The 22,395-nt window shown below is 50.9% G+C and carries 19 protein-coding genes and 1 pseudogene; all 20 read left to right on the forward strand.

Going from position 1 to position 22,395, the window contains the following annotated elements:
* The first annotated feature begins 58 nt into the window (after positions 1-58).
* The 20 genes and pseudogenes from ACTRC3_RS06155 to ACTRC3_RS06250 all read left to right on the forward strand — a co-directional run bounded on the left by ACTRC3_RS06155 (position 59) and on the right by ACTRC3_RS06250 (position 22,348).
* Positions 59-817, forward strand: coding sequence for a hypothetical protein (locus ACTRC3_RS06155; RefSeq protein WP_440322310.1), 759 nt, complete (start codon positions 59-61; stop codon positions 815-817).
* Between the two features lie 41 nt (positions 818-858).
* The gene (locus ACTRC3_RS06160) at positions 859-1,461 is read left to right on the forward strand and encodes a hypothetical protein (RefSeq protein ID WP_440322312.1); all 603 of its coding nucleotides are present in this window, start codon (positions 859-861) and stop codon (positions 1,459-1,461) included.
* A gap of 86 nt (positions 1,462-1,547) precedes the next feature.
* Complete coding sequence (locus tag ACTRC3_RS06165) at positions 1,548-2,591, forward strand: RluA family pseudouridine synthase (RefSeq protein WP_440322314.1); 1,044 nt, start codon at positions 1,548-1,550, stop codon at positions 2,589-2,591.
* A 372-nt stretch (positions 2,592-2,963) separates the two neighbouring features.
* Entirely contained in the window at positions 2,964-4,889 is a 1,926-nt protein-coding gene (locus ACTRC3_RS06170; RefSeq protein ID WP_440322316.1) for a beta-glucoside-specific PTS transporter subunit IIABC, read from the forward strand.
* A gap of 88 nt (positions 4,890-4,977) precedes the next feature.
* Positions 4,978-6,390, forward strand: coding sequence for a family 1 glycosylhydrolase (locus tag ACTRC3_RS06175; RefSeq protein ID WP_178038114.1), 1,413 nt, complete (start codon positions 4,978-4,980; stop codon positions 6,388-6,390).
* Positions 6,391-6,394: 4 nt separating this feature from the next.
* Positions 6,395-7,234 carry a PRD domain-containing protein gene (locus ACTRC3_RS06180; RefSeq protein WP_440322318.1) on the forward strand — a complete coding sequence of 280 codons (840 nt, stop codon included), beginning with the start codon at positions 6,395-6,397 and terminating at the stop codon, positions 7,232-7,234.
* Positions 7,235-7,388: 154 nt separating this feature from the next.
* Positions 7,389-7,922, forward strand: a complete 534-nt coding sequence (locus ACTRC3_RS06185; RefSeq protein WP_349165061.1) for a Holliday junction resolvase RecU — start codon at positions 7,389-7,391, stop codon at positions 7,920-7,922.
* Positions 7,923-7,971: 49 nt separating this feature from the next.
* Positions 7,972-8,937: pseudogene (gene hisZ, locus ACTRC3_RS06190) on the forward strand (ATP phosphoribosyltransferase regulatory subunit); the annotation flags it as partial.
* Positions 8,938-8,967: 30 nt separating this feature from the next.
* Entirely contained in the window at positions 8,968-9,624 is a 657-nt protein-coding gene (gene hisG / locus ACTRC3_RS06195; RefSeq protein ID WP_178038138.1) for an ATP phosphoribosyltransferase, read from the forward strand.
* A gap of 12 nt (positions 9,625-9,636) precedes the next feature.
* Positions 9,637-10,647 (forward strand): acyltransferase family protein, encoded by a 1,011-nt coding sequence (locus ACTRC3_RS06200; protein ID WP_440322320.1) that lies wholly within the window; start codon positions 9,637-9,639, stop codon positions 10,645-10,647.
* Positions 10,644-11,945 carry a histidinol dehydrogenase gene (gene hisD, locus ACTRC3_RS06205; protein WP_440322322.1) on the forward strand — a complete coding sequence of 434 codons (1,302 nt, stop codon included), beginning with the start codon at positions 10,644-10,646 and terminating at the stop codon, positions 11,943-11,945. Before ACTRC3_RS06200 ends, hisD begins: the two co-directional genes overlap by 4 nt.
* A gap of 3 nt (positions 11,946-11,948) precedes the next feature.
* Positions 11,949-12,536: an imidazoleglycerol-phosphate dehydratase HisB gene (gene hisB, locus ACTRC3_RS06210; RefSeq protein WP_440322324.1), complete on the forward strand. Its 588-nt coding sequence runs from the start codon at positions 11,949-11,951 to the stop codon at positions 12,534-12,536.
* A 1-nt stretch (position 12,537) separates the two neighbouring features.
* Entirely contained in the window at positions 12,538-13,635 is a 1,098-nt protein-coding gene (hisIE, locus tag ACTRC3_RS06215; RefSeq protein WP_440322326.1) for a bifunctional phosphoribosyl-AMP cyclohydrolase/phosphoribosyl-ATP diphosphatase HisIE, read from the forward strand.
* An 81-nt stretch (positions 13,636-13,716) separates the two neighbouring features.
* Positions 13,717-14,001, forward strand: coding sequence for a hypothetical protein (locus tag ACTRC3_RS06220; protein WP_178038121.1), 285 nt, complete (start codon positions 13,717-13,719; stop codon positions 13,999-14,001).
* An 18-nt stretch (positions 14,002-14,019) separates the two neighbouring features.
* Entirely contained in the window at positions 14,020-14,649 is a 630-nt protein-coding gene (locus tag ACTRC3_RS06225) for a branched-chain amino acid transporter permease (protein ID WP_440322328.1), read from the forward strand.
* Between the two features lie 26 nt (positions 14,650-14,675).
* Positions 14,676-16,601, forward strand: coding sequence for a hypothetical protein (locus tag ACTRC3_RS06230; protein ID WP_440322330.1), 1,926 nt, complete (start codon positions 14,676-14,678; stop codon positions 16,599-16,601).
* Between the two features lie 80 nt (positions 16,602-16,681).
* The gene (locus tag ACTRC3_RS06235) at positions 16,682-18,046 is read left to right on the forward strand and encodes a hypothetical protein (protein WP_440322332.1); all 1,365 of its coding nucleotides are present in this window, start codon (positions 16,682-16,684) and stop codon (positions 18,044-18,046) included.
* A gap of 452 nt (positions 18,047-18,498) precedes the next feature.
* The gene (locus ACTRC3_RS06240) at positions 18,499-20,379 is read left to right on the forward strand and encodes a TIGR03960 family B12-binding radical SAM protein (RefSeq protein WP_440322334.1); all 1,881 of its coding nucleotides are present in this window, start codon (positions 18,499-18,501) and stop codon (positions 20,377-20,379) included.
* Entirely contained in the window at positions 20,376-21,098 is a 723-nt protein-coding gene (locus ACTRC3_RS06245; protein ID WP_440322336.1) for a TIGR03936 family radical SAM-associated protein, read from the forward strand. The genes ACTRC3_RS06240 and ACTRC3_RS06245 overlap by 4 nt, the downstream gene beginning before the upstream one ends.
* Positions 21,098-22,348, forward strand: a complete 1,251-nt coding sequence (locus tag ACTRC3_RS06250) for a ribonuclease E/G (RefSeq protein WP_440322338.1) — start codon at positions 21,098-21,100, stop codon at positions 22,346-22,348. The genes ACTRC3_RS06245 and ACTRC3_RS06250 overlap by 1 nt, the downstream gene beginning before the upstream one ends.
* The last annotated feature ends 47 nt before the right edge of the window (positions 22,349-22,395 follow it).

Raw genomic sequence — 22,395 nt, forward strand, 5'->3', positions numbered from 1 at the left:
ATGTTTCATTGCCTTTACATCCGAAAAAAATAGTGTTCAGAAAAAAGGAGAGTTTATCATGAAGAAATACTGGCTGGCTGTGCTGCTGAGCGTTTCGGTGCTGGCGGCAGGCTGTAAAGGTACCACAGATAAAACGGATACCGCCAGGGAAGCCGAGGCGGAGAACAAAGAAACCGAAGATCAGGAAAAAGAAGCTTTAAAGACCGATGGAACGAAAGACGCTATCCTGGCAGGCGCAGGTACCCTGTCTGACGCCGCAAAGAGCGCTTACCGTTCTGTGCTGGATGACATTTATTATAATCAGCAGTTCCCCAATGGTTTAGAACTGGATTATAACGGCTCGGATCTTTCAGAAAATAAATACGGCGTCTACGATATCGACGGCGATGGCCGCGACGAGCTGCTGATCGCTTATACGACAGCGTCCGCGGACGGCCAGATGTTCCTGATCTATGATTTTGTGGAAGCGCTGGACGCGGTGCATGAGGAATTTACCGGCTTCCCGGCTGCAACGTTCTATGACAATGGTGTAGTGCGTGCGGACTGGAGCCACGATCCAAGTACCGTAGAGGGCAGTGATTTCCAGCCCTTTACGCTCTTCATTTATGACGAGGAAGTGAATACGTATGAGTTTCTGGGCTCTGTCTGTCAGCAGGATAAGCCTGACGTCTATTATCAGACTCTGGCAGGCGGGGAGGAGACGGAGATTGACGAAACCGTTCTGAAAGACTGGCTGGATTTCTGCATCGGAGACGCAGGCCAGATCGAGGTTCCCATGGTAGAGCTGACAGAAGAGAACATCAAAGCATTAAAATAAACAAAGTCATCCTATAAAGAAATTACAAGGAGAACCTATTTATGCGAAATGTACCCCAGAAAGGCGACCACGGCTATACGGACGCCCATAAAAAAGCGCAGATTATTAAGACCTTTATCTTTTTCCTGCTGCCCGCCGTCATCTTTACCGTCGGCTATGTGACGTCCGGGACACGCCTGAATCTGTTCACAGTGGTGGCGGTTGTAGGCTGTCTTCCGGCCTGCAAGGAGCTGGTCAACGTGATCGTGTTCTGCAGACGCCGTTCCATCCCTCAGGATCTCTACGAGGAGCTGGATCGACACACCGGCGGTATGGAGCACGCTTATGAGCTGGTTCTGACCACCTATGAAAAGAATTATCCTGTCCATAGCCTGGTGATCCGCGGAAATGAGATCGCAGGCTACACCACACTGAAAAATACGGACTTAAAACCGGTGGAGGCGCATGTCACCAAGATCCTGAAGGAGAATGGGATCTCCGGTGTCCATGTGCATGTGTTTGCGGATCTGAAGGCCTATCTGGATCGGGTGGACGCCCTGGCGAAAAAGGAACCGGAGGAGATCCAGTTTACGCCGGATGAGCGCTATCCGTCCCTGAACCGGGAGCAGCTGATCCGGGGGTTAATTCTGGCACTGTCCCTGTAAAAATGAGCAAAACGATAATGCAGCAGGCTTTCTAAATATCAATGGCCTGCTGTATTTTCACTTATAGGATGTAAAGGAGAGAAACCATGCGTCTTCTGACCGTAGGCGAAAACGAAGCCGGACAACGGCTGGACAAATTGCTGGGAAAATATATGGACAAGGCCCCGGCCAGCTTTTTTTACAAAATGCTGCGCAAAAAGAATATCACCCTGAATGGGAAAAAGGCGGAAGGAAAAGAGCGCCTGAAAGCAGGAGACGAGATCAAGCTGTTCCTGGCGGACGAGACCATAGACGGCTTTTCCAGTATGATGGGGGAAATGGGAACCGAAACCAGACAAAGTGGGAAAAAGGAGACCATGGCAGCAGGAGCCAAGTCAGAGAAAAAGCTCCCATTAAGGCTCCGACCGGAAATCATCTACGAGGACAAAAATGTCATTTTCTTTAATAAACAGGCAGGTCTCCTGTCACAGAAAGCGAAGCCCTCGGATATCTCCCTGGTAGAATACCTGACGGAACACCTGTTAGAAAGCGGAGAGGCCACCCGGTCAAGTCTGCGCAGCTTCCGTCCCGGTATCTGTAACCGTCTTGACCGGAATACCAGCGGGCTGGTGGCGGCGGGCAAGAGCCTTCGGGGACTTCAGGAACTGAATGAACTGTTCCGCGTCCGCAATCTCCATAAATATTACCGGACCATTGCAGTGGGCAATATCCGGGAAAAGCAGCGTATAGAAGGCTGGCTTCTGAAAAATGAACGGACCAACCAGGTACAGATTTATCAGCAGAAGAGAGCGGACGCCCTGCCTATCTGTACGGAATATGTGCCACTAAAACAGCTGACTTACAACGGAAATCCTTATACCTATCTGGAAATCAACCTGATTACAGGCCGATCCCATCAGATCCGCGCGCACCTGGCCAGCATCGGCCATCCGCTTATCGGGGATACCAAATACGGCAGTCCGAAGATAAACGCGGAATTCCGGAAAAACTTCGGTCTGAAATACCAGCTTCTCCATGCCTATCGGCTGGAGCTGCCGGAGCTTACCGGAGCGCTTTCCAATCTTTCGGGACAGCAGTATATTGCGCCGCTTCCCAAAGAGTTTATGAACGTTTTGAACCGTGGCGAGTAAAATAGCCACGGTTTTTCGTTGCTTTACACAAAACATTTTCAAAAAATTCATATAGATTTCACAAAAATTTAAGAAACACTTGCAAAGTAAAAAATCCTGTGCTAAAGTATTATCAGATTGAGAGACAATTACATCGTGGTTTCACATACGACGTGTTACTGGTTAGGCAGGCAAGATCGGGTGAAAATGAAGAGGATAGAAAAGTGCGGATAAGCTGTATCAGTATCTGCGTTTTCTGTTGGAAATTCATTTCACTGGGTCTTTTTTTGTGTGAAATTTTCTGATGCGTACCAGGTCTTTCGATACCATATATTCTGGCCGGATATAAGAACCTTATATTTTACACATTTACAATACAAAGGAGAGAAAACCATGGATTACAACAAAATTGCCCAGGACATTCTTGACAATGTGGGCGGCAAAGCCAATGTAAAACAGGTGACACACTGTTTCACCCGTCTGCGCTTTATCCTGAAGGATGAGAGCCTTGCAAAGAAAGACGTGGTAGAGCATCTGGAGGGCGTTATCTCTGTCGTCGTTTCCGGCGGACAGTTCCAGGTGGTATGCGGCGCAAAGGTCACAAAGATTTATGACGCAACCGTAGCGATCCTCGGAGACGCCGTTGCAGGCGGTTCCGTAGACGAGCAGGTTCCGGATCAGAAGCAGCCTCTGGGCAACCTGATTCTGCAGAAGATCACCGAGATCTTCACACCGCTGGTACCGGCTATTGCGGCAGCAGGTCTGATCAAGGGTCTTCTGGCAGCATTTGCCAAGGTACCGGGCTTCGATACAGCCAACAGCACCTACATCATCATGAACACCGCTTCTAATGTTATTTTCTACTTCATGCCGATTTTCCTTGCTTACACCGCATCCAAGGCATTGAAATGCAGCACTGTTGTAGCTATGATGCTGGGCGGCTTTATCTGCCATCCCACCATTGATGCACTGGTTCAGGACGTAGCTACCAAGTCCACCATCTTCGGACTTCCGGTTATCAAGATGGCGTTTACCGTAGGAGAGTCCTCTAAGGTATTTGCTTACACTGAGTCCGTTATCCCGATTCTTCTGGGCGTGATTGTACTGTATTTCCTGGAGAAATTCTTAAAGAAGGTCGTTCCGGAGATTCTGCAGCTCATCCTGGTACCGGGTCTGTCCCTGATTATCATGGTTCCGGTTATGCTGACTGTTGTAGGACCGGTTGGTATCTATGTTGGTTATATTATTCAGTTCCTTTACAATGCGCTGTACGGCTTCAGTCCGGTACTGGGCGGTATCATCGTCGGCGGTCTGTGGGGCGTATGCGTTATCTTCGGCGCGCACAGAGCACTGCTTCCGATTGGTCTTAATGACGTAGCCCTGACAGGAACCAACACCCTGATGTGCTTCGCTGGTTCCGCAAACTTCTCTCAGGCAGGCGCAGCACTTGGCGTTATGCTGAAGACCAAGAGCCAGGATTTAAAGCAGGTAGCAGCTTCCGCATCCCTGTCCGCATGGCTGGTAGGTATTACTGAGCCGGCTATCTACGGCTGTAACCTTCGTCTGAAGAAGCCGATGGTATGCGCGGTAATCGCCGGAGCTCTCGGCGGTGGTATCATGGGTATCGGCCACGCAGTCAACACAGGTTTCGCAAATAATGGTATTCTGACCATCATGTCCTACTATGGCGAGGGAACAAGCCTGGGACAGTTCGTAGCTTACTTACTGGGTATCGCAGTGGCATTCTTTGGCGCGGCTATCCTGACTTACATCGTAGGCTTTGAAGATGTGGACGCAGTTCCGGCAGGCGCAGCAGCACTGGAGTCTGACCTGGCTATGCCGACCGCACCGGCTCACACAGGCGAGACCGTAGAAATCGCTTCTCCGGTAGAGGGAAAGGCTTACCCGTTAAATGAGGTGCAGGACGAGGTATTTGCTTCCGAGGCACTGGGCAAAGGAATCGCAGTTCTTCCGACCAAGGGAGAGGTGGTAGCACCGGCTGACTGTACCGTATCTGTTCTGTATCCGACCCTTCACGCTATGGGCCTGAAGCTCGAAGACGGCACAGAGCTTCTGATTCACATTGGTATGGACACGGTAGCCATGAACGGCGACGGCTTCACAAAGCATGTGAACGAAGGAGACAAAATTAAAAAAGGAACCCCGATTGTATCCTTTGACATTGACAAGATCAAAACGGCAGGCTATGATACTACCGTAAGCGTTATCATTTCCAATACGGCTGATTTCGCAGAGGTCACCGGTGTTCCGGCAGAGAAGGCTGACCTTACCAGGGTTGTTATCAAAGCTGTAAAGTAATTGTTTGAATCTGTAACAAAAACATCCGCCGGGCGGAAGTCAGTACACTTCCGCCTGGCTTTTACAACTTTTAAAGGAGAACCTTATCATGACAAATTTTCCTGAAAATTTCCTCTGGGGCGCATCTTCTTCCGCATTTCAGATCGAAGGCGGCTGGGATGAGGACGGCAAGGGCATGACCGTGGCCGATTACAATTCCTTCAAGCGTTCCGACAAGCAGGCGGACAGCAAGGTGGCCAGTGACTTCTATCATCACTGGAAAGAAGATATTGACCTGATGAAAGAGATGGGTATGAAGGCATACCGTTTCTCCCTTTCCTGGGCCCGCATCATTCCGGACGGAGACGGCGAGGTCAACCAGAAGGGCATCGACTTCTATAATAATGTGATCAACTATCTGCTCAAGCAGGGCATCCAGCCCCTCGTAACCTTATACCATTTCGATCTGCCCTACGCTCTGGTAGAGAAGTACAATGGCTGGGAGTGCAGAGACTGTGCCTTCGCTTTTGAGCGTTATGCGCGGGTCTGCTATAAGGCTTTCGGAGACCGGGTAAAATACTGGCAGATGATCAACGAGCAGAACCTGATGATCCGTGTCAACAACCGTATGAATATCTACACTGAGGACGAATGGGAAGCAGACCGCATGCGTGCCCAGATGGATTACCACATGTTCCTGGGTCATGCGCTGGCGGTCAATGCCTGCCATGAGCTGGTTGAGGGCGGAAAGGCCGCTCCGGCCGTATCCTCCACCTGCACCTATCCGCTGACCAATAAGCCGGAGGATGTATGGGCCGCGAAGATGAACGACTGGTTCAAGACAAACTACTGCCTGGAAATGCACATCAACGGCGAGTATCCGGGTTACTATATGCGTTATCTGAAGGAGCGCAATATCGTTCCGAAGATGGAAGAGGGCGACGCAGCCATTCTGAAGTCTGCGAAAATAGACTACATTGCTCTGAACTACTACCGTACCCTCTGTGCAAGCTATCTGCCCGCAGACGAGGAACATCCGGTTGGATCCAGAGTCTTCCGCGGCAATGAGGTAGACTTTGACCAGTACGGCTACTGCCGGGACGAGAAAAACGAAAATCTGAAAGCCAGCGAATACGGTGCCCAGATTGATCCCATGGGTCTTCGGATTGTACTGAATGAGTACTATCGCAGATACCATCTGCCGCTGATTATCACCGAGAACGGTCTCGGTATGGCGGACGAGCTGACCGAGGACGGACGCGTGCATGACGATTACCGGATCGACTATCTGCGCGGCCATATCCAGGCTATTTCCGACGCCATCGACGATGGTGTGGAAATGATGGGTTACTGCCCCTGGTCTGTGATGGATCTTTTAAGTTCCCATCAGGGCTTCCGGAAGCGCTACGGCTTTATCTATATCAACCGCGACGACTTCAATCTGAAGGATCTGGGAAGAATTAAGAAAGACAGCTTTTACTGGTATCAGAATGTAATTAAGACAAACGGGGAGAGTTTGTAATACCATGCGTGTAATTAAGGTGCTGAACAATTCACTGGTGCTTGCGCTGGATGATGCGGGTAAGGAGGCCATTCTCATGGGAAAGGGAATCGGCTTCCATAAATCAATCGGCTATGAATTTCAGGAGAGCGAGATTGAGAAAGTCTTTGTACTCAAAGACAAAGAGGTCTCCCGGAATATCATCCGTCTGGCAGCGGAGACGGACAGTGTCTTCTTTGAGCTTGCCAAAGCGGTCATCGACTATGCCATTGACACTTTCCATATGAAGCTGATGGATCATATTTATCTGTCACTGACGGACCATCTTGCCTTTGCGGAAAAGCGCGTTCGGGAGGGCATTGTTCTGCAGAATTTTTACACGCTGGAAATGCGGAAATTTAACCCCAATGAGTTTCAGGTGGGCGAATATGCGGTGAAGCTCATGCGGGAGCGTCTGGATCTGGAGATTCCGGTGGATGAGGCGGGCAATATCGCCTTTCATTTCATCAACGCCCAGTTCAACCATCCATATAACAGTCAGAATCTTCTGATTAGCCGCACTCTGGACGCAGTGCTGGATATTGTAAAATATGCCTTTGGGATTACTTACAACGAGGACAGCACTTCGTATTCCAGGTATGTAACCCATGTGCGCCTGTTCGCCCAGCGTCTGGTGAGCCGCAATCAGCTGCCGGATGAGAAGAACAGTATTCTCTATGAGCAGATTCATTCCATCTGTCAAAAGGAATTTGCCTGTGTGGAGAAGATACAGATCTATGTATATGAGCAGTTTCGCCAGAAGCTGTCCAGCCAGGAAAAAATGTATCTGGCACTTCATATCCATCGGGTGCTGGAAGAGGATTAAATATTAATACGGAAAGTCAGCTCTTTGGGAGCTGGCTTTTTGCATCCCCGGGCTTTGCTTTTCCGAAATCAGAGGTTGTTTTATCATGACTTCCGATTTATAATGATATTTGATTTTATTCGCGTAAAAATTTTCATATAAAGAGGACCTGACTATGGCGACCTGGAATTCCAGAGGGCTCCGGGGTTCTACCCTAGAAGATTTGATCAACCGGACCAATGAAAAATACCGGGAACAGGGACTGGCGCTGATTCAGAAGGTGCCGACCCCCATTACCCCCATTAAGATTGATAAAGAGCACCGGCACATTACCCTGGCTTATTTTGACCAGAAAAGTACCGTGGACTATATCGGAGCTGTACAGGGCATTCCCGTGTGCTTCGACGCCAAGGAATGCGATACGGACACGTTTCCGCTCCAGAATATTCATGCCCATCAGGTGGAATTTATGGGCGATTTCGAGCGTCAGGACGGCGTGTCCTTCCTGATCATTCTTTTTGCAAAGCGAAATGAACTCTATTTTCTTCCATATAAAAAAATGAAGGAATTCTGGGATCGGGCCGAGGCAGGCGGACGGAAGAGCTTCCGCCATGACGAGCTTGACCTGTCGTATGTGCTTGCGCCCCACGGCGGCTACCTGGTTCCCTATCTGGACGGAATTCAGAAAGTGATTGACGAATCGGGTTAAACACTTTATAATGGTAAATCAGTAAAGCGTTTAGGAGGCAGAAAGTAAGATGAAGAATCAAAATCCGCTTTTGCATACCCCGGAAGGCGTCCGGGACATCTATGGTAATGAGTTCGTACAGAAATTTGAATTGCAGCAGCTTTTATACCGGATCCTTGCGGGCCGCGGCTATCAGGGTATTGAGACGCCTACCTTCGAGTTTTTCGACGTATTTTCCAGAGAAGTCGGTACAGTTTCCTCCCGGGAGCTCTATAAATTCTTTGACAAAGAGGGCAACACCCTGGTACTCAGGCCGGATATGACGCCGTCCATCGCCCGAGCCGTGTCCAAATATTTTCACGATGAGACCCCCATCCGGCTCTGCTATATGGGCAACACCTTTATCAACTATGACAAATATCAGGGCCGCTTAAAAGAGACTACCCAGATGGGCGCAGAGCTCATGGGAGATGGCAGTGTGGCGTCTGATGTGGAGCTGCTTTCGGTGCTGATTGAAGCCCTGCAGGAAGCGGGCCTTCGGGAATTTCAGGTGAGCGTGGGGCAGGTGGAGTTCTTTAAGGCGCTGCTTCGGGAGGCCGGTATCGGCAATGCGGCGGAGGAGAGTCTGCGGAGACTCATTTCCGATAAGAACCGGTTCGGCGCGGAGGAGCTGCTGGCAAGCTATGATATTTCTGAAAAGCTGCGCGCAACCTTCCTTGAGATGGCGACGCTGACCGGAGGCGAGGAGGCTTTGCAGAAAGCCAGAAGCCTGACAGACAACGCAGAGGCACTGGAGGCACTGGAGCGGCTTCAGGAGATCTACGAAGGTCTGAAGAAAAAGAGTTATGAAAAGTACGTAACCTTTGACCTGAGCATGCTAAGCAAGTATAATTACTATACAGGCATTATTTTCCATGCCTATTCATACGGCTACGGCGAGCCCATTGCCAAGGGCGGACGGTACGATAACCTGCTGTCCCATTTTGGCCGGGAGCTGCCCGCGGTTGGCTTTGCCATCGTGGTGGATCAGCTGCAGCGGGCTCTTCGAAATGACGCGGAGAAGAAGGTGAACGCCACCGATGACGGCAAGCGTTATCTGACCTTCGCGCTGACCAAGGGACGTCTGGCCAAGAAGACCCTGGAGCTTCTGGAAAAGGTGGGTATCACCTGCGAGGAAATGAAGGATCCGGACAGCAGGAAGCTGATCTTCGTAAATGAGGAGCTGGGTCTCAAATTCTTCCTGGCCAAGGGTCCGGACGTCCCCACTTATGTGGAGTACGGTGCGGCGGACATCGGCGTGGTCGGCAAGGACACCCTGGTGGAAGAGGGCCGGAAGATGTACGAGGTGCTGGATCTGGGCTTCGGAAAATGCCGTATGTGCGTCTGCGGACCGGAATCGGCCCGGGAGAAGCTGGCTCATCAGGAGCAGATCCGCGTGGCCACCAAGTACCCGGATATTGCAAAGGATTATTTCTATAATCAGAAGCATCAGACCGTGGAGATCATCAAGCTGAACGGCTCCATCGAGCTGGCACCCATTGTGGGGTTGTCTGATGTGATCGTGGATATCGTGGAGACCGGCTCCACGCTCCGCGAGAACGGCCTTGGCGTGCTGGAAGAGGTAATGCCTCTATCTGCCCGCATGGTGGTCAATCAGGTGAGCATGAAGATGGAATCAGAGCGGATTACCAAGCTGATTCAAGATCTGAGGGCTGCACTGTAAATCGGAGGAAGCATGCAGCAAAAGCGTTTGAACTATCTGGATATGGCAAAGGGCATCGGAATCTTTCTGGTGATCCTGGGTCATATCGAATATATACAGGAGGATACCCTGAAATGGATTTCTTCCTTTCATATGCCGCTGTTTTTCGTGGTGGGAGGAATTCTGGCACGTCTGAAGCAGGGAGAAAAGCGTTCGGTCTTTCAGTCCATTGAAAGCCGGGTGCGGGGCGTACTGACGCCGTATCTGTCCTTTTCTCTGATGCTGCTGACCATGAATACGATTACGCATCTGCTGAACAGCGAGGCCCTGTCCGGAGCGGCGCTTGCGAGACAGTATGTGGATACCTTTACAGGTTACGGTGTGCATATTTTGTGGTTTTTACCGGCCTATTTTATCGCGGGCACGCTGTTCGCGGTGCTGACGGGAACCTGTAAGGAATGGCAGAGAAATTTTCTGATTGTGCTGTTGGCCGCCGGCGCTTACGGCATTTCTGCCGGGCTTGGGCTTGATCGGTATGTAACCTGGGAATGTACCTTAAGCGGATATCTGGGTTATGATATCCTAATTACGGTGTTGCGTGGAATTCTGGCTATGCCGTTTCTGGTGATGGGCTGGTACATGACGAGGCTTCCCAAGGGCTGGCCTGCGTTGCTGCTGATTCCCGGAAGTCTGCTGGCGCTGCGGGCTCCGGTGTTTGATCTACATTACCTGTATGTACATCCGGTGCATTACCTGAACGCGTTTCTGTGCTGCGCCGGGCTCATCGCCCTGGCGAAGGCACTGCCGGTGAGCCGCGTGTTATCCTGGCTTGGCCGGAATTCTTTAGTCATTATGTGTACACACGCCACCTTTTTGGTGGTATACTATGTGTCACTGGGAATGTTTTTTGTAAAAAAATGGATACCAATGTCCCAGCCTGCGTTTAATCTGGGCGTTGCCATATTGGTCTGTGCCGCGGAGGTTCCCATTGCCTGGATTTTTAACCGCTGGTTCGGACGTCTTATTGGGAGGTCATCAAAATGAAAGTCGTTACATTGGATGAAAACAGCAAACAGAATCTGCTGGATGAATTGTTGAAGAGAAGCCCCAATCATTACGGGGAGTTTTCCGAACGGGTCAACGCCATCATCGAAGATGTTAAAAAGAATAAAGACGCGGCCCTGTTTTCCTATACGGAGCGGTTCGACGGGGCGAAGCTTGACGCATCCACCATCCGCGTCACCAAAGAGGAGATCGAGGAGGCTTACCATGAGGTAGATCCGAAGCTTCTGGAGGTCATCAAAAAAGCCCTGGTCAATATCCGCAGCTACCACGAGAAGCAGCGCCGTTACAGCTGGTTCGACAGCAAGCCGGACGGCACCCTGCTTGGCCAGAAAATCGGGCCCATCGCCTCCTGTGGCGTCTATGTACCCGGCGGCAAGGCAGTCTATCCGTCCTCCGTTCTGATGAACGTGGCCCCGGCCAAGGTGGCCGGTGTGGAGCGTATTGTCATGACCACACCGCCCGGAAAGGACGGCAAGGTATCTCCGAATACCCTGGTGGCAGCCTGTGAGGCGGGCGTGGATGAGATCTACAAGGTGGGTGGAGCCCAGGCCATCGCGGCGCTGGCTTTCGGTACGGAGAGTGTGCCGAAGGTAGACAAGATCGTGGGGCCCGGCAATATCTATGTGGCTCTGGCAAAGAAGGCCGTATATGGCTACGTAAGTATTGATTCCATCGCAGGCCCCAGTGAGATTCTGGTACTGGCTGATGAGACCGCCAATCCCCGCTATGTGGCGGCCGATCTGCTTTCCCAGGCGGAGCACGACGAGATGGCGTCCGCGATCCTGGTAACCACCAGCAAGGAGCTGGCGGACAAGGTTCAGGTAGAGATCGAAGGGTTTGTGCAGAAGCTGTCCAGGAAAGCGATTTTGGAAAAGTCGCTGGAAAACTATGGATATATTCTGATTGCGGAGAATCTGGGCGAGGCCATTGCGGCGGCTAATGAGATCGCCAGCGAGCATCTGGAGATCGTCACAAAGGATCCCTTCCAGGTGATGACCAAGATTAAGAATGCAGGCGCAATATTTATCGGCGAGAATTCCAGCGAGCCTCTGGGAGACTATTTCGCGGGACCGAACCACATCCTGCCGACCAACGGTACGGCGAAGTTCTTCTCTCCGCTGAGTGTGGACGATTTTATGAAAAAATCCAGTATCGTATACTATTCAAGAGAAGCGCTGGAGGCGGTACATGAGGATATTGAAACTTTCGCGAAAGCGGAGCAGCTGACGGCACACGCGAACTCCATTGCGGTACGCTTTGAGAAAAAGGAGGACTAGGCTATGGAACGAATCGCAAGTCTTTCCAGAACCACGAAAGAGACGGATATCGCCATTACCCTGAATCTGGACGGCAGCGGAAAAGCGGATATTTCCACAGGCATCGGTTTCTTTGACCATATGCTGAACGGCTTTTCCAGACACGGACTCTTTGACCTGACCTGTCAGGTGAAGGGCGATCTGGAGGTGGACTGCCACCATACCATTGAGGACACCGGCATTGTGCTGGGGCAGGTGATTCGTGAGGCCGTGGGAGATAAAAAGGGCATCGTCCGCTACGGCACCTGCATTCTGCCCATGGATGAATCCCTGGTGCTCTGTTCCCTGGATCTGTCCGGCCGTCCCTATTATGTGTCTGACGCAGAGTTTCTGACAGAAAAGATAGGAGAAATGGACACCCAGATGGTGAAGGAGTTTTTCTACGCCATTTCCTATAGCGCCGGTATGAACCTGCATTTCAAAATGCTCTCCGGCAGCAACAGCCATCACATGATTGAGGGCATGTTTAAGGCCTTTGCCAAGGCCCTCGACATGGCGACCACACAGGACCCGAGAATTACAGACGTATTATCTACGAAAGGAAGTCTTTGATATGAGTGAAAAAAATATCCCAGTGATCCGGCTTCTGGCCGGAAAGGTGCAGGGGGAGGGCGCGGACAAAGACGCGGCTGTCCTTGCAAGATATTACAGTGACAATGGAGCCGACGAAATTCTGGTCTTTGACCTGTCCGACGGGGATGTGGATCACGATCTGTCCATCGGCGCGTTGAAAGAAATCTGCCGCACCGTGGAGGTTCCGGTGAAGGCCGGCGGCAGAATCAAGCGGCTGGAAGATGTGAAGAAGATTCTCTATGCGGGCTGTGAGAAAGCCATTTTAAACTATGGACGTCAGGAAAATATCGACCTGACTGAGGATGCATCCAAGCGCTTCGGCAAAGAAAAGATTGCAGCCTGCGTGGACAGCTCTGATGTGGTCAGCGCCCCTGCGGCTCTGATCGAGGAGTATGTGAGCGAGCTGATTTATCTGAATGAGCTCGTACCCTTCGTTGAGAAAATCCGCCCCTTAAGCTGCAATATGGAATGGTCCGAGTTTAAGCTTGGCCCGGACGGCCTGGTTCCGGTGGTGGTACAGGATTACCGTACCGATGAGGTACTGATGGTAGCCTATATGAACGAGGAGGCCTTCCATCAGACGACCCGGACCGGCAAGATGACCTACTGGAGCAGAAGCCGCCAGGAGCTTTGGGTCAAGGGTCTGACCAGCGGTCATTACCAGTATGTAAAGGACCTTAAAGTAGACTGCGACTGCGACACCATTCTGGCAAAGGTATCCCAGACCGGAGCAGCCTGCCATACGGGCAATAAGTCCTGCTTCTTCCACGAGATCGCGAAAACCGATTACAAGAATACCAATCCGCTGAAGGTTTTCGAGGATGTATACAAGGTGATTGCAGACCGCAGGATACACCCCAAGGAAGGCTCTTATACCAATTATCTCTTCGACAAGGGAATCGACAAGATCCTGAAGAAGGTGGGAGAGGAAGCTACGGAACTGGTTATCGCGGCAAAGAATCCGGATCCGGAGGAGATCAAGTATGAGATGTCGGATCTGCTGTATCACGCTATGGTTCTGATGGTGGAGCGGGGTGTGACCTGGGAAGATATTACGTCGGAGCTGGCCAACCGGTAAAATAAAAACCATGGCAGTTCTGATTTCAGAATGCATTTCATAATGTATAGTAATTCCCACGAAATAAAAGGCGGTATCTTTATGAAAAAAACAGAAAGACAGGGCGGACAGTACCGGCAGCTTCTTTTGGCGCAGCGGGGGCAGGCCCCGGCTCAGGAGGAACCGGTCGGACGAATCTGGATAAGGATTCGCTTTTATGTCTGTCTCTGTCTTTTTGCGGCGTATATGCTTCTGGATTACAGCCATGCAAATATCGCTTCCTGGAACAGTGAACGGATCTGTCAGGAGGTGGAGCGGGATTACTCCGAACAGCTTGGCTTTGATTTGAATCAGGTTCTGAGCCAGGCTGCGTCGGCCATAGAATGAATACAGGAGCTTTAACTAATGAGTAAGACTTTTAAATTCGCATTCGTGAAAACCATCCCGGTTATGCTGGGATACATTTTCCTGGGACTGGCCTTCGGCCTGCTTCTGCAGGAAGCCGGTTACAGCTTCTGGTGGGCTCTTCTGATCAGCACTGTCGTCTACAGAAGCGAAGAGCCATCTGCCCGCAGTCATCGGTCTTATCAGCTCGGTGATCTGTCTTCAGATCTTCGGCGGCAGCAATTTTATCCTGCCGTCTCTCATCATTACAGTGACAATTCTGATGGCATTGCAAAAAAGACTGGAAGGAAAGGTGGAAAATACATGACAGCGACGCGCGCATTTGTTATAATTCTGGTGACAGCTGTCTGCACGCTGATCACCCGGCTCATTCCTTTCGTGCTTTTCGGAGGGAACAAGGAGATGCCGAAAGCAGTCAATTATCTTGGCGCGATTCTGCCCCCGGCGATTATGGCAACTCTGGTGGTCTATTGTCTGAAGGGCGCAGATCTCTTTTCCCCCACCCATGGCATTCCGGAACTTTCGGCCACGCTTCTGACGGCGCTTTTACACGCCTGGAAGCGGAACGTGCTCCTTAGCATCGCGGCGGGAACCTTCTGCTACATGCTTCTGGTGCAGGTAGTTTTCTGAAATAATATTTTTGAAGTAGGAAAGACATGAATTTAAACAAATTAAAACAGAACAAAAAGAAACTCTTTGCAGCAGCGGCAGTCTTGTGGCTGCTTGTTTGCATGTTTGTCACGCCGGTATTTACGACGGTGACACTGACCTTTGAAAATGACCCCCATGGCGAGGTGGTAACAACCGTTTTTGCCGGACCGGGTGAAAATGTCAGCGGCCGGGATGATCACCATCGGGTGGTGGTGAATGGGGTTGCCCGGATCTTCTTTGGTGATCTCCAGTACGGCAGCCACTGCTCCCTGAAACGTATCGACCCGCTGGACCAGCATTATTCCACAGGCGAGCCGCTGACCATCACAGGGCTTACTGTGTCGAAGAACGGTATTCAGACGGTGGATCTGACCGGTGACAAGCTGAGAACTTATTTTACGGTTAATTCGGATCTGGATCTGGTGGGAGAGGACGGCTTTACCTTTCTGGTGACCGGAGAGGATTCCCAGATGCTTCCGACAGAAGCCTTTCAGACACTGTGTGCGCAGACGCCCTTTGTCGTGCGGCTTCTGGGCGCGTTTGGCAGCGGCATTCTTCTGGTACTGGCTATTCTTTTGGTACGCTGGTTCACACGGACAATCGCGGGACAAGGTCTCTTTTCCAAATTGATTTTCTGTGTGTTGTTCGGCGGACTTTTCGCGGCCACCTTGATGACCATTTTTACCGGCTTCTGGAATCCGTTCTATCTGAATCCGGACGAATATCATACCCTGTCGGCAGTCAATTATTATTTCTCGCACTTTATGCCGCCGGATATGCGGGATCCGGCCATCATCGATTCTTATGCCATCTACGGAACCACCAGGCACAGCGAATGGACGCTCTTTTATTTCCTGACTGCGAAAATCGGACAGTTTTTTGCAGACCCCATTATCCGGGTGCGTTTCTTTACGACGGTGACCTTCTGTATCATGGCTGGCATTGCGCTGAAGAACGTAAAGAAGAACTGGGCGCTCTCTGCCATGCTGCTTCTGACGCCCCAGGTGTGGTATCTGTTTTCCTACTGCACTTCGGATTCCCTGGATTTTTTCATGAGTTTTCTGTGCATGTATGAAGTTATGAAAAAGGACAGCATGCTAAATCGGGTGCTGGACGAGCCGTTTTGCAAAAAGCAGTTGCTTTACATGGCGCTTCTGGGTCTGCTGTTTGTGCAACCCTTATGGGGCAAACCCACGTTCTATGTGGTGCTGATTTTCATTTTCCTGGTGCTGCTGATTCGACTGTTCTATACGCCGAAGGAGAAGCGCATGACGCTGCTCTGGAAGTATTTGGGCATTGTGGGTTTTACGCTTGGTATTTTCACGATCCGATATATGATTACGGATTTCCCGTACTACGGTCTCTTTGGCAAATATCAGGTCTATATGGATATGATGGAGCAGACGGCCCTGCCCGAATACAAGCTCTCCACGCCGGCTCTGGAACGGGCTTATTCTATGAGCTTTATGGAAAAGGGCATTACATTGGAACAGCTTCTGATCGGCTTTGATTTCAATAAGAACCTGTTCCGCACCTTCGCGGGCTTCTTTGGATCTTACGCGTTCGGCGCCCGGGACTGGTATTATACGGTTATGGCCATTCTCTATCTGGCGATCATCGGATATCTGCTGGCGCAGGCTTACCGGAAAAAAGACTCCCGGACCTGGTGGGAGATTGGCGCGGCGGCCTTGTCTATGTTCATCCAGTACGCGCTGATTGTATACAATGCCTGGGTGGTGGACTTCCAGCCCCAGGGACGTTACCTGCTGCCGATTGTGTTCTATGCGGCCTACCTGATTCATCGGACGGACTGCGAAGGGAAGAGTAAGGTGCTGCGGATATTACTGTGTCTGACCTGTCTCTTATCCCTGTACAGCTTCTATACCGTGGGCATTCCGAATCTGGTGTCGGTGCACGGAATACAGGCGTAACTGAAAGTCCGAAATAAAATGCGGCACCAGGAATATACTTATATGCCTTGACACAGGCGAATGAAGGAGAAACATAGGTTATGATCTGGTTGAAAGACAAACGAATATGGATTTTGCTTGGCTTCTATGGAGTCCTGGCGATTCTTTTTCATATGTGCTGGCTGAAGCTTGGCGGCGGGGATGATTATTACTTTATGACCTGCCTTGATGATACCAGCTTCGGCGCATTCATGGTGAAGCGCTGGTATGGCTGGTCCTCCCGCCTGGTAATCGAGGGCGTGCTGGTACTGGTATTGCAGCAGCCGATCCTGGTATGGAAGGTGCTGGATATTCTGGTGTCGGTGCTAATTGCGTGGCTGTTGTGCGGATTTTTCTGCAGCGGCTATGGGAAACATGGAAGTGGCAGCAGTATCCAGACCGACAAAAACACTTTGTCTGGGACTCGGACGGTTGTCCCGCTTACATCCCTGATTCTGTTCCTCTGCCTCCTCCTTTCCTATGATTTCCGGGAAATGGATTCGGCAGGCTATATGACCACGACCATCAACTACTGGTGGCCCCTGGCAGCGTTAATGGTAGCGGCGCTGCCTCTGTATCTCTGGTATCAGGAAGGTACCTGCAAGAAAAGTTACTATGTCCTCGGTACGCTGGCGGCCATTTTCGCCATCAATCAGGAGCAGATCTGCGCCATGGCATTGCTGGCCTGTCTGTATCTGCTGATTACAGATAATCTGCGGGGAAGAAAGACGAATCCCTATCTGTATGTACTCCTTGCCCTGTCTGTATGCTTCGCCATCTGCGTCGCGATTTGCCCAGGCAATGCGGCTCGCAAGGCTTCCAACATTGATTTCTGGTTCCCGTCCTACGCCGGATTCAATCTGGTGCAGAAGGTATTGCTTGGTTGGTACAGTCTACTAAAGACTCTGTATCAGGACGTCAATCTGCCTTATTTTCTGATGAGCGCCGTGCTGTTTATGGCAGTCCGAAAAAAGCAGAAGAGACTTCCGGCACGCCTTATCGCAGCCATTCCACTGCTCTCAAATTTGGGACTTCTGGGCGTCCTGCTGTTCGGAAAATACCGGGAATACCCCTGGGTACACCTGATTCTCCATGTGTTTGATTTCGACCAGCCCGTAGTATACTATCAGGGCAGTCTGCCGAATTCCAACCGACTCCTGCTGCTTGTATACACGTTCTGCTGCGCCTGCGTGGTGATTTCCCTGTTCCTTATCTGGAATAAGAAAGAGCGATCCATCGACGCATTAGCACTCCTCGTCATTGCCTCCGCCTCCAAGATCAGTATGGGCTTGTCGCCTACAGTCTGGGCCTCCTCGGAGCGCACCAGTATTTTCCTGGATTTCGGATTTATTCTGCTGGGAATGCTGGCGGTACGGGAAATGGAGCCGTGGAAAGCTGCTAAAAAATCGTGTTGTGCCATACCGTAAAGTAATGTATAATAATTCCCAGTGCTTTATGCATTATTTAACTGGACATATTTTGTTCTTACGATGTAATAAAGGAATATAGGTATTTCATGAAACGTAATAAAATAAAAAAAATTCAGTATATCATATGTTGTGTTCTATTAATATGGGGTGTAATTGATAGTTTAGTTCAATTTGTAAGGCTGGTTACCAACCCGGCATGGAGTGCTTCTTATAGTGCGCCGTTGCTGTGGTTTCTGATTATTTATTTTGTACCAGTGTGTATTATATTTTTTATATTTGAAATAATCAAACGATTTATTAAATAAATTAGGGGGAATCACATAATAGCGGAACAGGTTACCACTCCGATATCATTACCGGAAAATCATGTTGTATTTAATGAGTTCCCTGATCTATGCTATTGTGCAATTATTTTATGTGTATATAGCACAAAGAACAGCGAGGTATGTATGAAAAAATTAGCTTTGTCCGATGAAATTTTGCTGAAGATAGATAAACCGGCCCGGTATCTCGGAAATGAGATCAACGCAGTGATGAAAGATAAAAATAAGATAGATATCCGTTTTGCCATGTGTTTCCCGGACGTCTACGAAATAGGCATGTCCCATCTGGGCATCCAGATCCTGTACGATATGTTCAATCAGCGGGAGGACGTCTGGTGTGAACGCGTCTATTCTCCCTGGACCGATCTGGACAAAATCATGCGGGAGCAGCACATTCCGCTCTTTGCCCTGGAGTCGCAGGATCCCATTCGTGAGTTTGACTTTCTGGGTATCACGCTGCAGTACGAGATGGCCTACACCAACGTCCTTCAAATCCTGGATTTAAGCCAGATCCCGCTCTATGCCAAAGAGCGTACCTGGGATGACCCCATTGTCATTGGCGGCGGTCCCTGCGCTACCAATCCGGAGCCGCTGGCGGATTTCTTTGATCTGTTTTATATCGGAGAGGGCGAGACCTCCTATTTTGCGCTGTTGGACGCTTATAAGGCTTCCAGGGCAGCAGGAGAGAGCCGTGTACAGTTCCTGGAGCGTGCGGCGGAGATTCCGGGCATCTACGTACCCGCCTTTTATGACGTGACCTATCACGAGGACGGCACTCTGGCGTCCATGGAGCCCAACAATCCCCATGCGCCCGCAAAGGTACAGAAGCAGGTGGTCACCGATCTGACTCACAGCTTCTATCCGAAAAAGCCGTTGGTTCCGTTTATCAAGGTGACCCAGGATCGTGTAGTTCTGGAGATTCAGCGTGGCTGCATCCGCGGCTGCCGTTTCTGCCAGGCCGGTATGCTGTACCGCCCTATCCGGGAGCGTTCCCTGGAAATGCTGGAAGAGGCCGCCACAGAGATGCTTAAAAACACCGGACATGAGGAGATTTCCCTAAGTTCCTTAAGCTCCAGCGATTTCAGCCGCCTGCCGGAGCTGGTGAATTTCCTCATCGATACCTTTGGTAATAAGGGCGTCAATATTTCCCTGCCGTCTCTGCGTATCGACGCCTTTTCCCTGGATGTCATGAGCAAGGTCCAGGATATCCGCAAGAGCAGCCTGACCTTTGCGCCGGAGGCCGGTTCCCAGCGTCTCCGGGACGTGATCAACAAGGGACTGACTGAAGAAATCATTCTGGAAGGCGCCGGGCAGGCCTTTGAGGGCGGCTGGCAGAAGGTGAAGCTGTATTTCATGCTGGGACAGCCCACAGAAACGATAGAGGACGAGAAGGCCATCGCCTGGCTGGCGGAGAAGATCGCAAAGCGTTACTACGAGATTCCCAAAGACAAGCGCAACGGTAAATGTCAGATTACCGTCAGCACTTCCTTCTTCGTGCCGAAGCCCTTCACCCCGTTCCAGTGGGCGCGCATGTGTACCAAGGAAGAATTTCTCGACAAGGCCTATATCGTCAACAGTGAGATCAAGGCCCAGTTAAATAAAAAGAGCATCAAATACAACTGGCATGAGGCCGACGTGACCGTGCTGGAGGGCATTCTGGCCCGCGGCGACCGCCGGGTGGGCGCGTCCCTTCTGGCTGCTTACCGGAACGGCTGTCTCTTTGATTCCTGGAGCGAGTGCTTCGATAATGACAGGTGGCTTCAGGCCTTTAAAGAGACCGGACTGGATGTGCCGTTCTATACTACCAGACATCGTGATGAAAATGAGTTGTTCCCCTGGGACTTCATCGACATCGGCGTTACGAAAAAATTCCTGCTGCGGGAGTGGAAGCGGGCTCACGAGGAGACCGTAACCCCCAACTGCCGTCAGCAGTGCCAGGGCTGCGGCGCGGGCAGTTACCGTGCCGGCTGCTGTCCCACAGCGCTTACAGGAGGTGAAAACGCATGAAAATCCGTATCAAATTCCGCAAATATGGTATTATGAAATTCATCGGCCATCTGGATATCATGCGCTATTTCCAGAAGGCCATGCGCCGGTCGGACATCGACATCTGCTATTCCGCAGGCTTCAGCCCCCATATGATCATGTCCTTTGCGTCTCCCCTGGGCGTGGGGCTTACCAGCGACGGCGAGTACCTGGACATTGAGATAGGAAATGAGCTGTCCTCCGAAGCGGCAGTAAAGCGTCTGAACAAAGTTATGGCCGAGGGCGTGGAGGTTCTTTCCTTCCGGAGGATCCCCGAGGAAAAATCCGCCAACGCAATGTCTCTGGTGGCGGCTGCCGATTACGAGGTCCGTTTCCGGGAAAACAGCCTGCCTGCGGACTGCGTCTTTGGAAATGGCCTGGAGGAAAAGTGGGCGGCGTTCTTCGCACAGAAACAGATCCTGGTGACAAAAAAGACGAAAAAAGGCGAGCGGGAGCTGGATTTAAAACCATTGATTTACGATACAAAATGCCAGGATGATTCCATTTCCTTACAGCTCTCCGCCGGAAGTGCCGAGAATGTGAAGCCGGAGCTGGTACTGGAAGCCTTTGCCACTTACGCAGGCTTTGAACTTCCGGAATTTGCCCTGCTGATTCACCGGAAGGAGCTGTACGCAAACCTGGCCGGTGAGAGCGAGCCACGGAAGCTGATAAGCCTGGAAGATCTGGGAGAGGAATTCTGATGGAACAGACAGAAATCATGGCAGAGCATACCTCTTCTTCGCACGCCGGGCAGCAGGGAGGCGGCGCCTTTCTGGTAACCACCCTGACCATCAGGGACCGGGAGCGCACAGTCTACGCTTTTTATGAAAATGACCATGCCGCCGAGCTGTCCTGTCTGCCCGCAGGCGGAGAATCCATCCTCGGAAATATCTATGTGGGCAAGGTGAAAAATATCGCTGCCAATATCAGCGCGGCCTTTATCGAGATTGCAAACGGGCAGCTCTGTTATTACGCCTTAAATGACAATGATGCGCCCATTTTCACGACACCGAAGAAAAAGAACACACTGGTGGCCGGAGATGAGCTTCTGGTGCAGGTGAGCCGGGAGGCCGTCAAGACCAAAGCCCCCACAGTCACTGCGAACCTGAATTTTGCCGGAAAATATCTGGTTCTGACCAGCGGCAAGCATCATCTGGGTCTGTCTTCCAAGCTTTCTCCTGAGGATAAACAGCGGCTTCGCACTATCGCAGAGCCTTTTCTTGGGAAAGATTTCGGCATCATCGTCCGTACCAACGCAGCGGAAGCCTCGGAGGATGAGCTGCGCGCGGAGCTTGGCGAACTGACAGAAGCCTATCGTCACACCGTGGAAACCGGGCGAAACCGCGCCTGTTTTTCTCTTGTATACAAAGAGCCATCCGCTTACGCGGCAAGACTGCGGGGACTACGTGCCGACAGCTTTAATAAAATCGTGACGGATCGTGCGGACATTTACAGGGAACTAAAAGCCTATCTGACAGACCGTCAGCCGGCGGATCTGCCAAAGCTTTATTTCTATGAAGAGACAGCACCGTCCCTGGACAGCGTCTATGGCCTGTCCAAGGCCTTTGAAGAAGCCGGAAAAGAGCGTGTATGGCTCAAATCCGGCGGCTATCTGGTAATTCAACCCACGGAAGCCCTGACCGTTGTGGACATAAATACGGGTAAATATACGGGCAAAAAGAAGAAGGACGACACCTTCCTGAAAATCAATCTGGAGGCGGCCAGAGAGTTGGCGAGACAGCTCAGGCTCCGGAATTTGTCCGGTATCATTGTGGCAGATTTCATCGATATGGATCGGGAGGAAGATAAGCAGACACTGATGGCAGTGCTGGCATCGGAATTAAAAAAGGATCCGGTACGGACGTCCCTCGTAGATATGACGCCTCTTGGCCTGGTAGAAATTACTCGTAAAAAAGTGCAGAAGACACTGGCAGAGCAGGTAAACAGCTGATTTCACACAGACATCCGGAAAACACATTCAGGAACGTTTTAAGGGGA

Source organism: Laedolimicola sp. (assembly GCF_051972735.1).
In the GTDB taxonomy this organism is placed as follows: Bacteria; Bacillota; Clostridia; order Lachnospirales; family Lachnospiraceae; genus Laedolimicola; species Laedolimicola intestinihominis.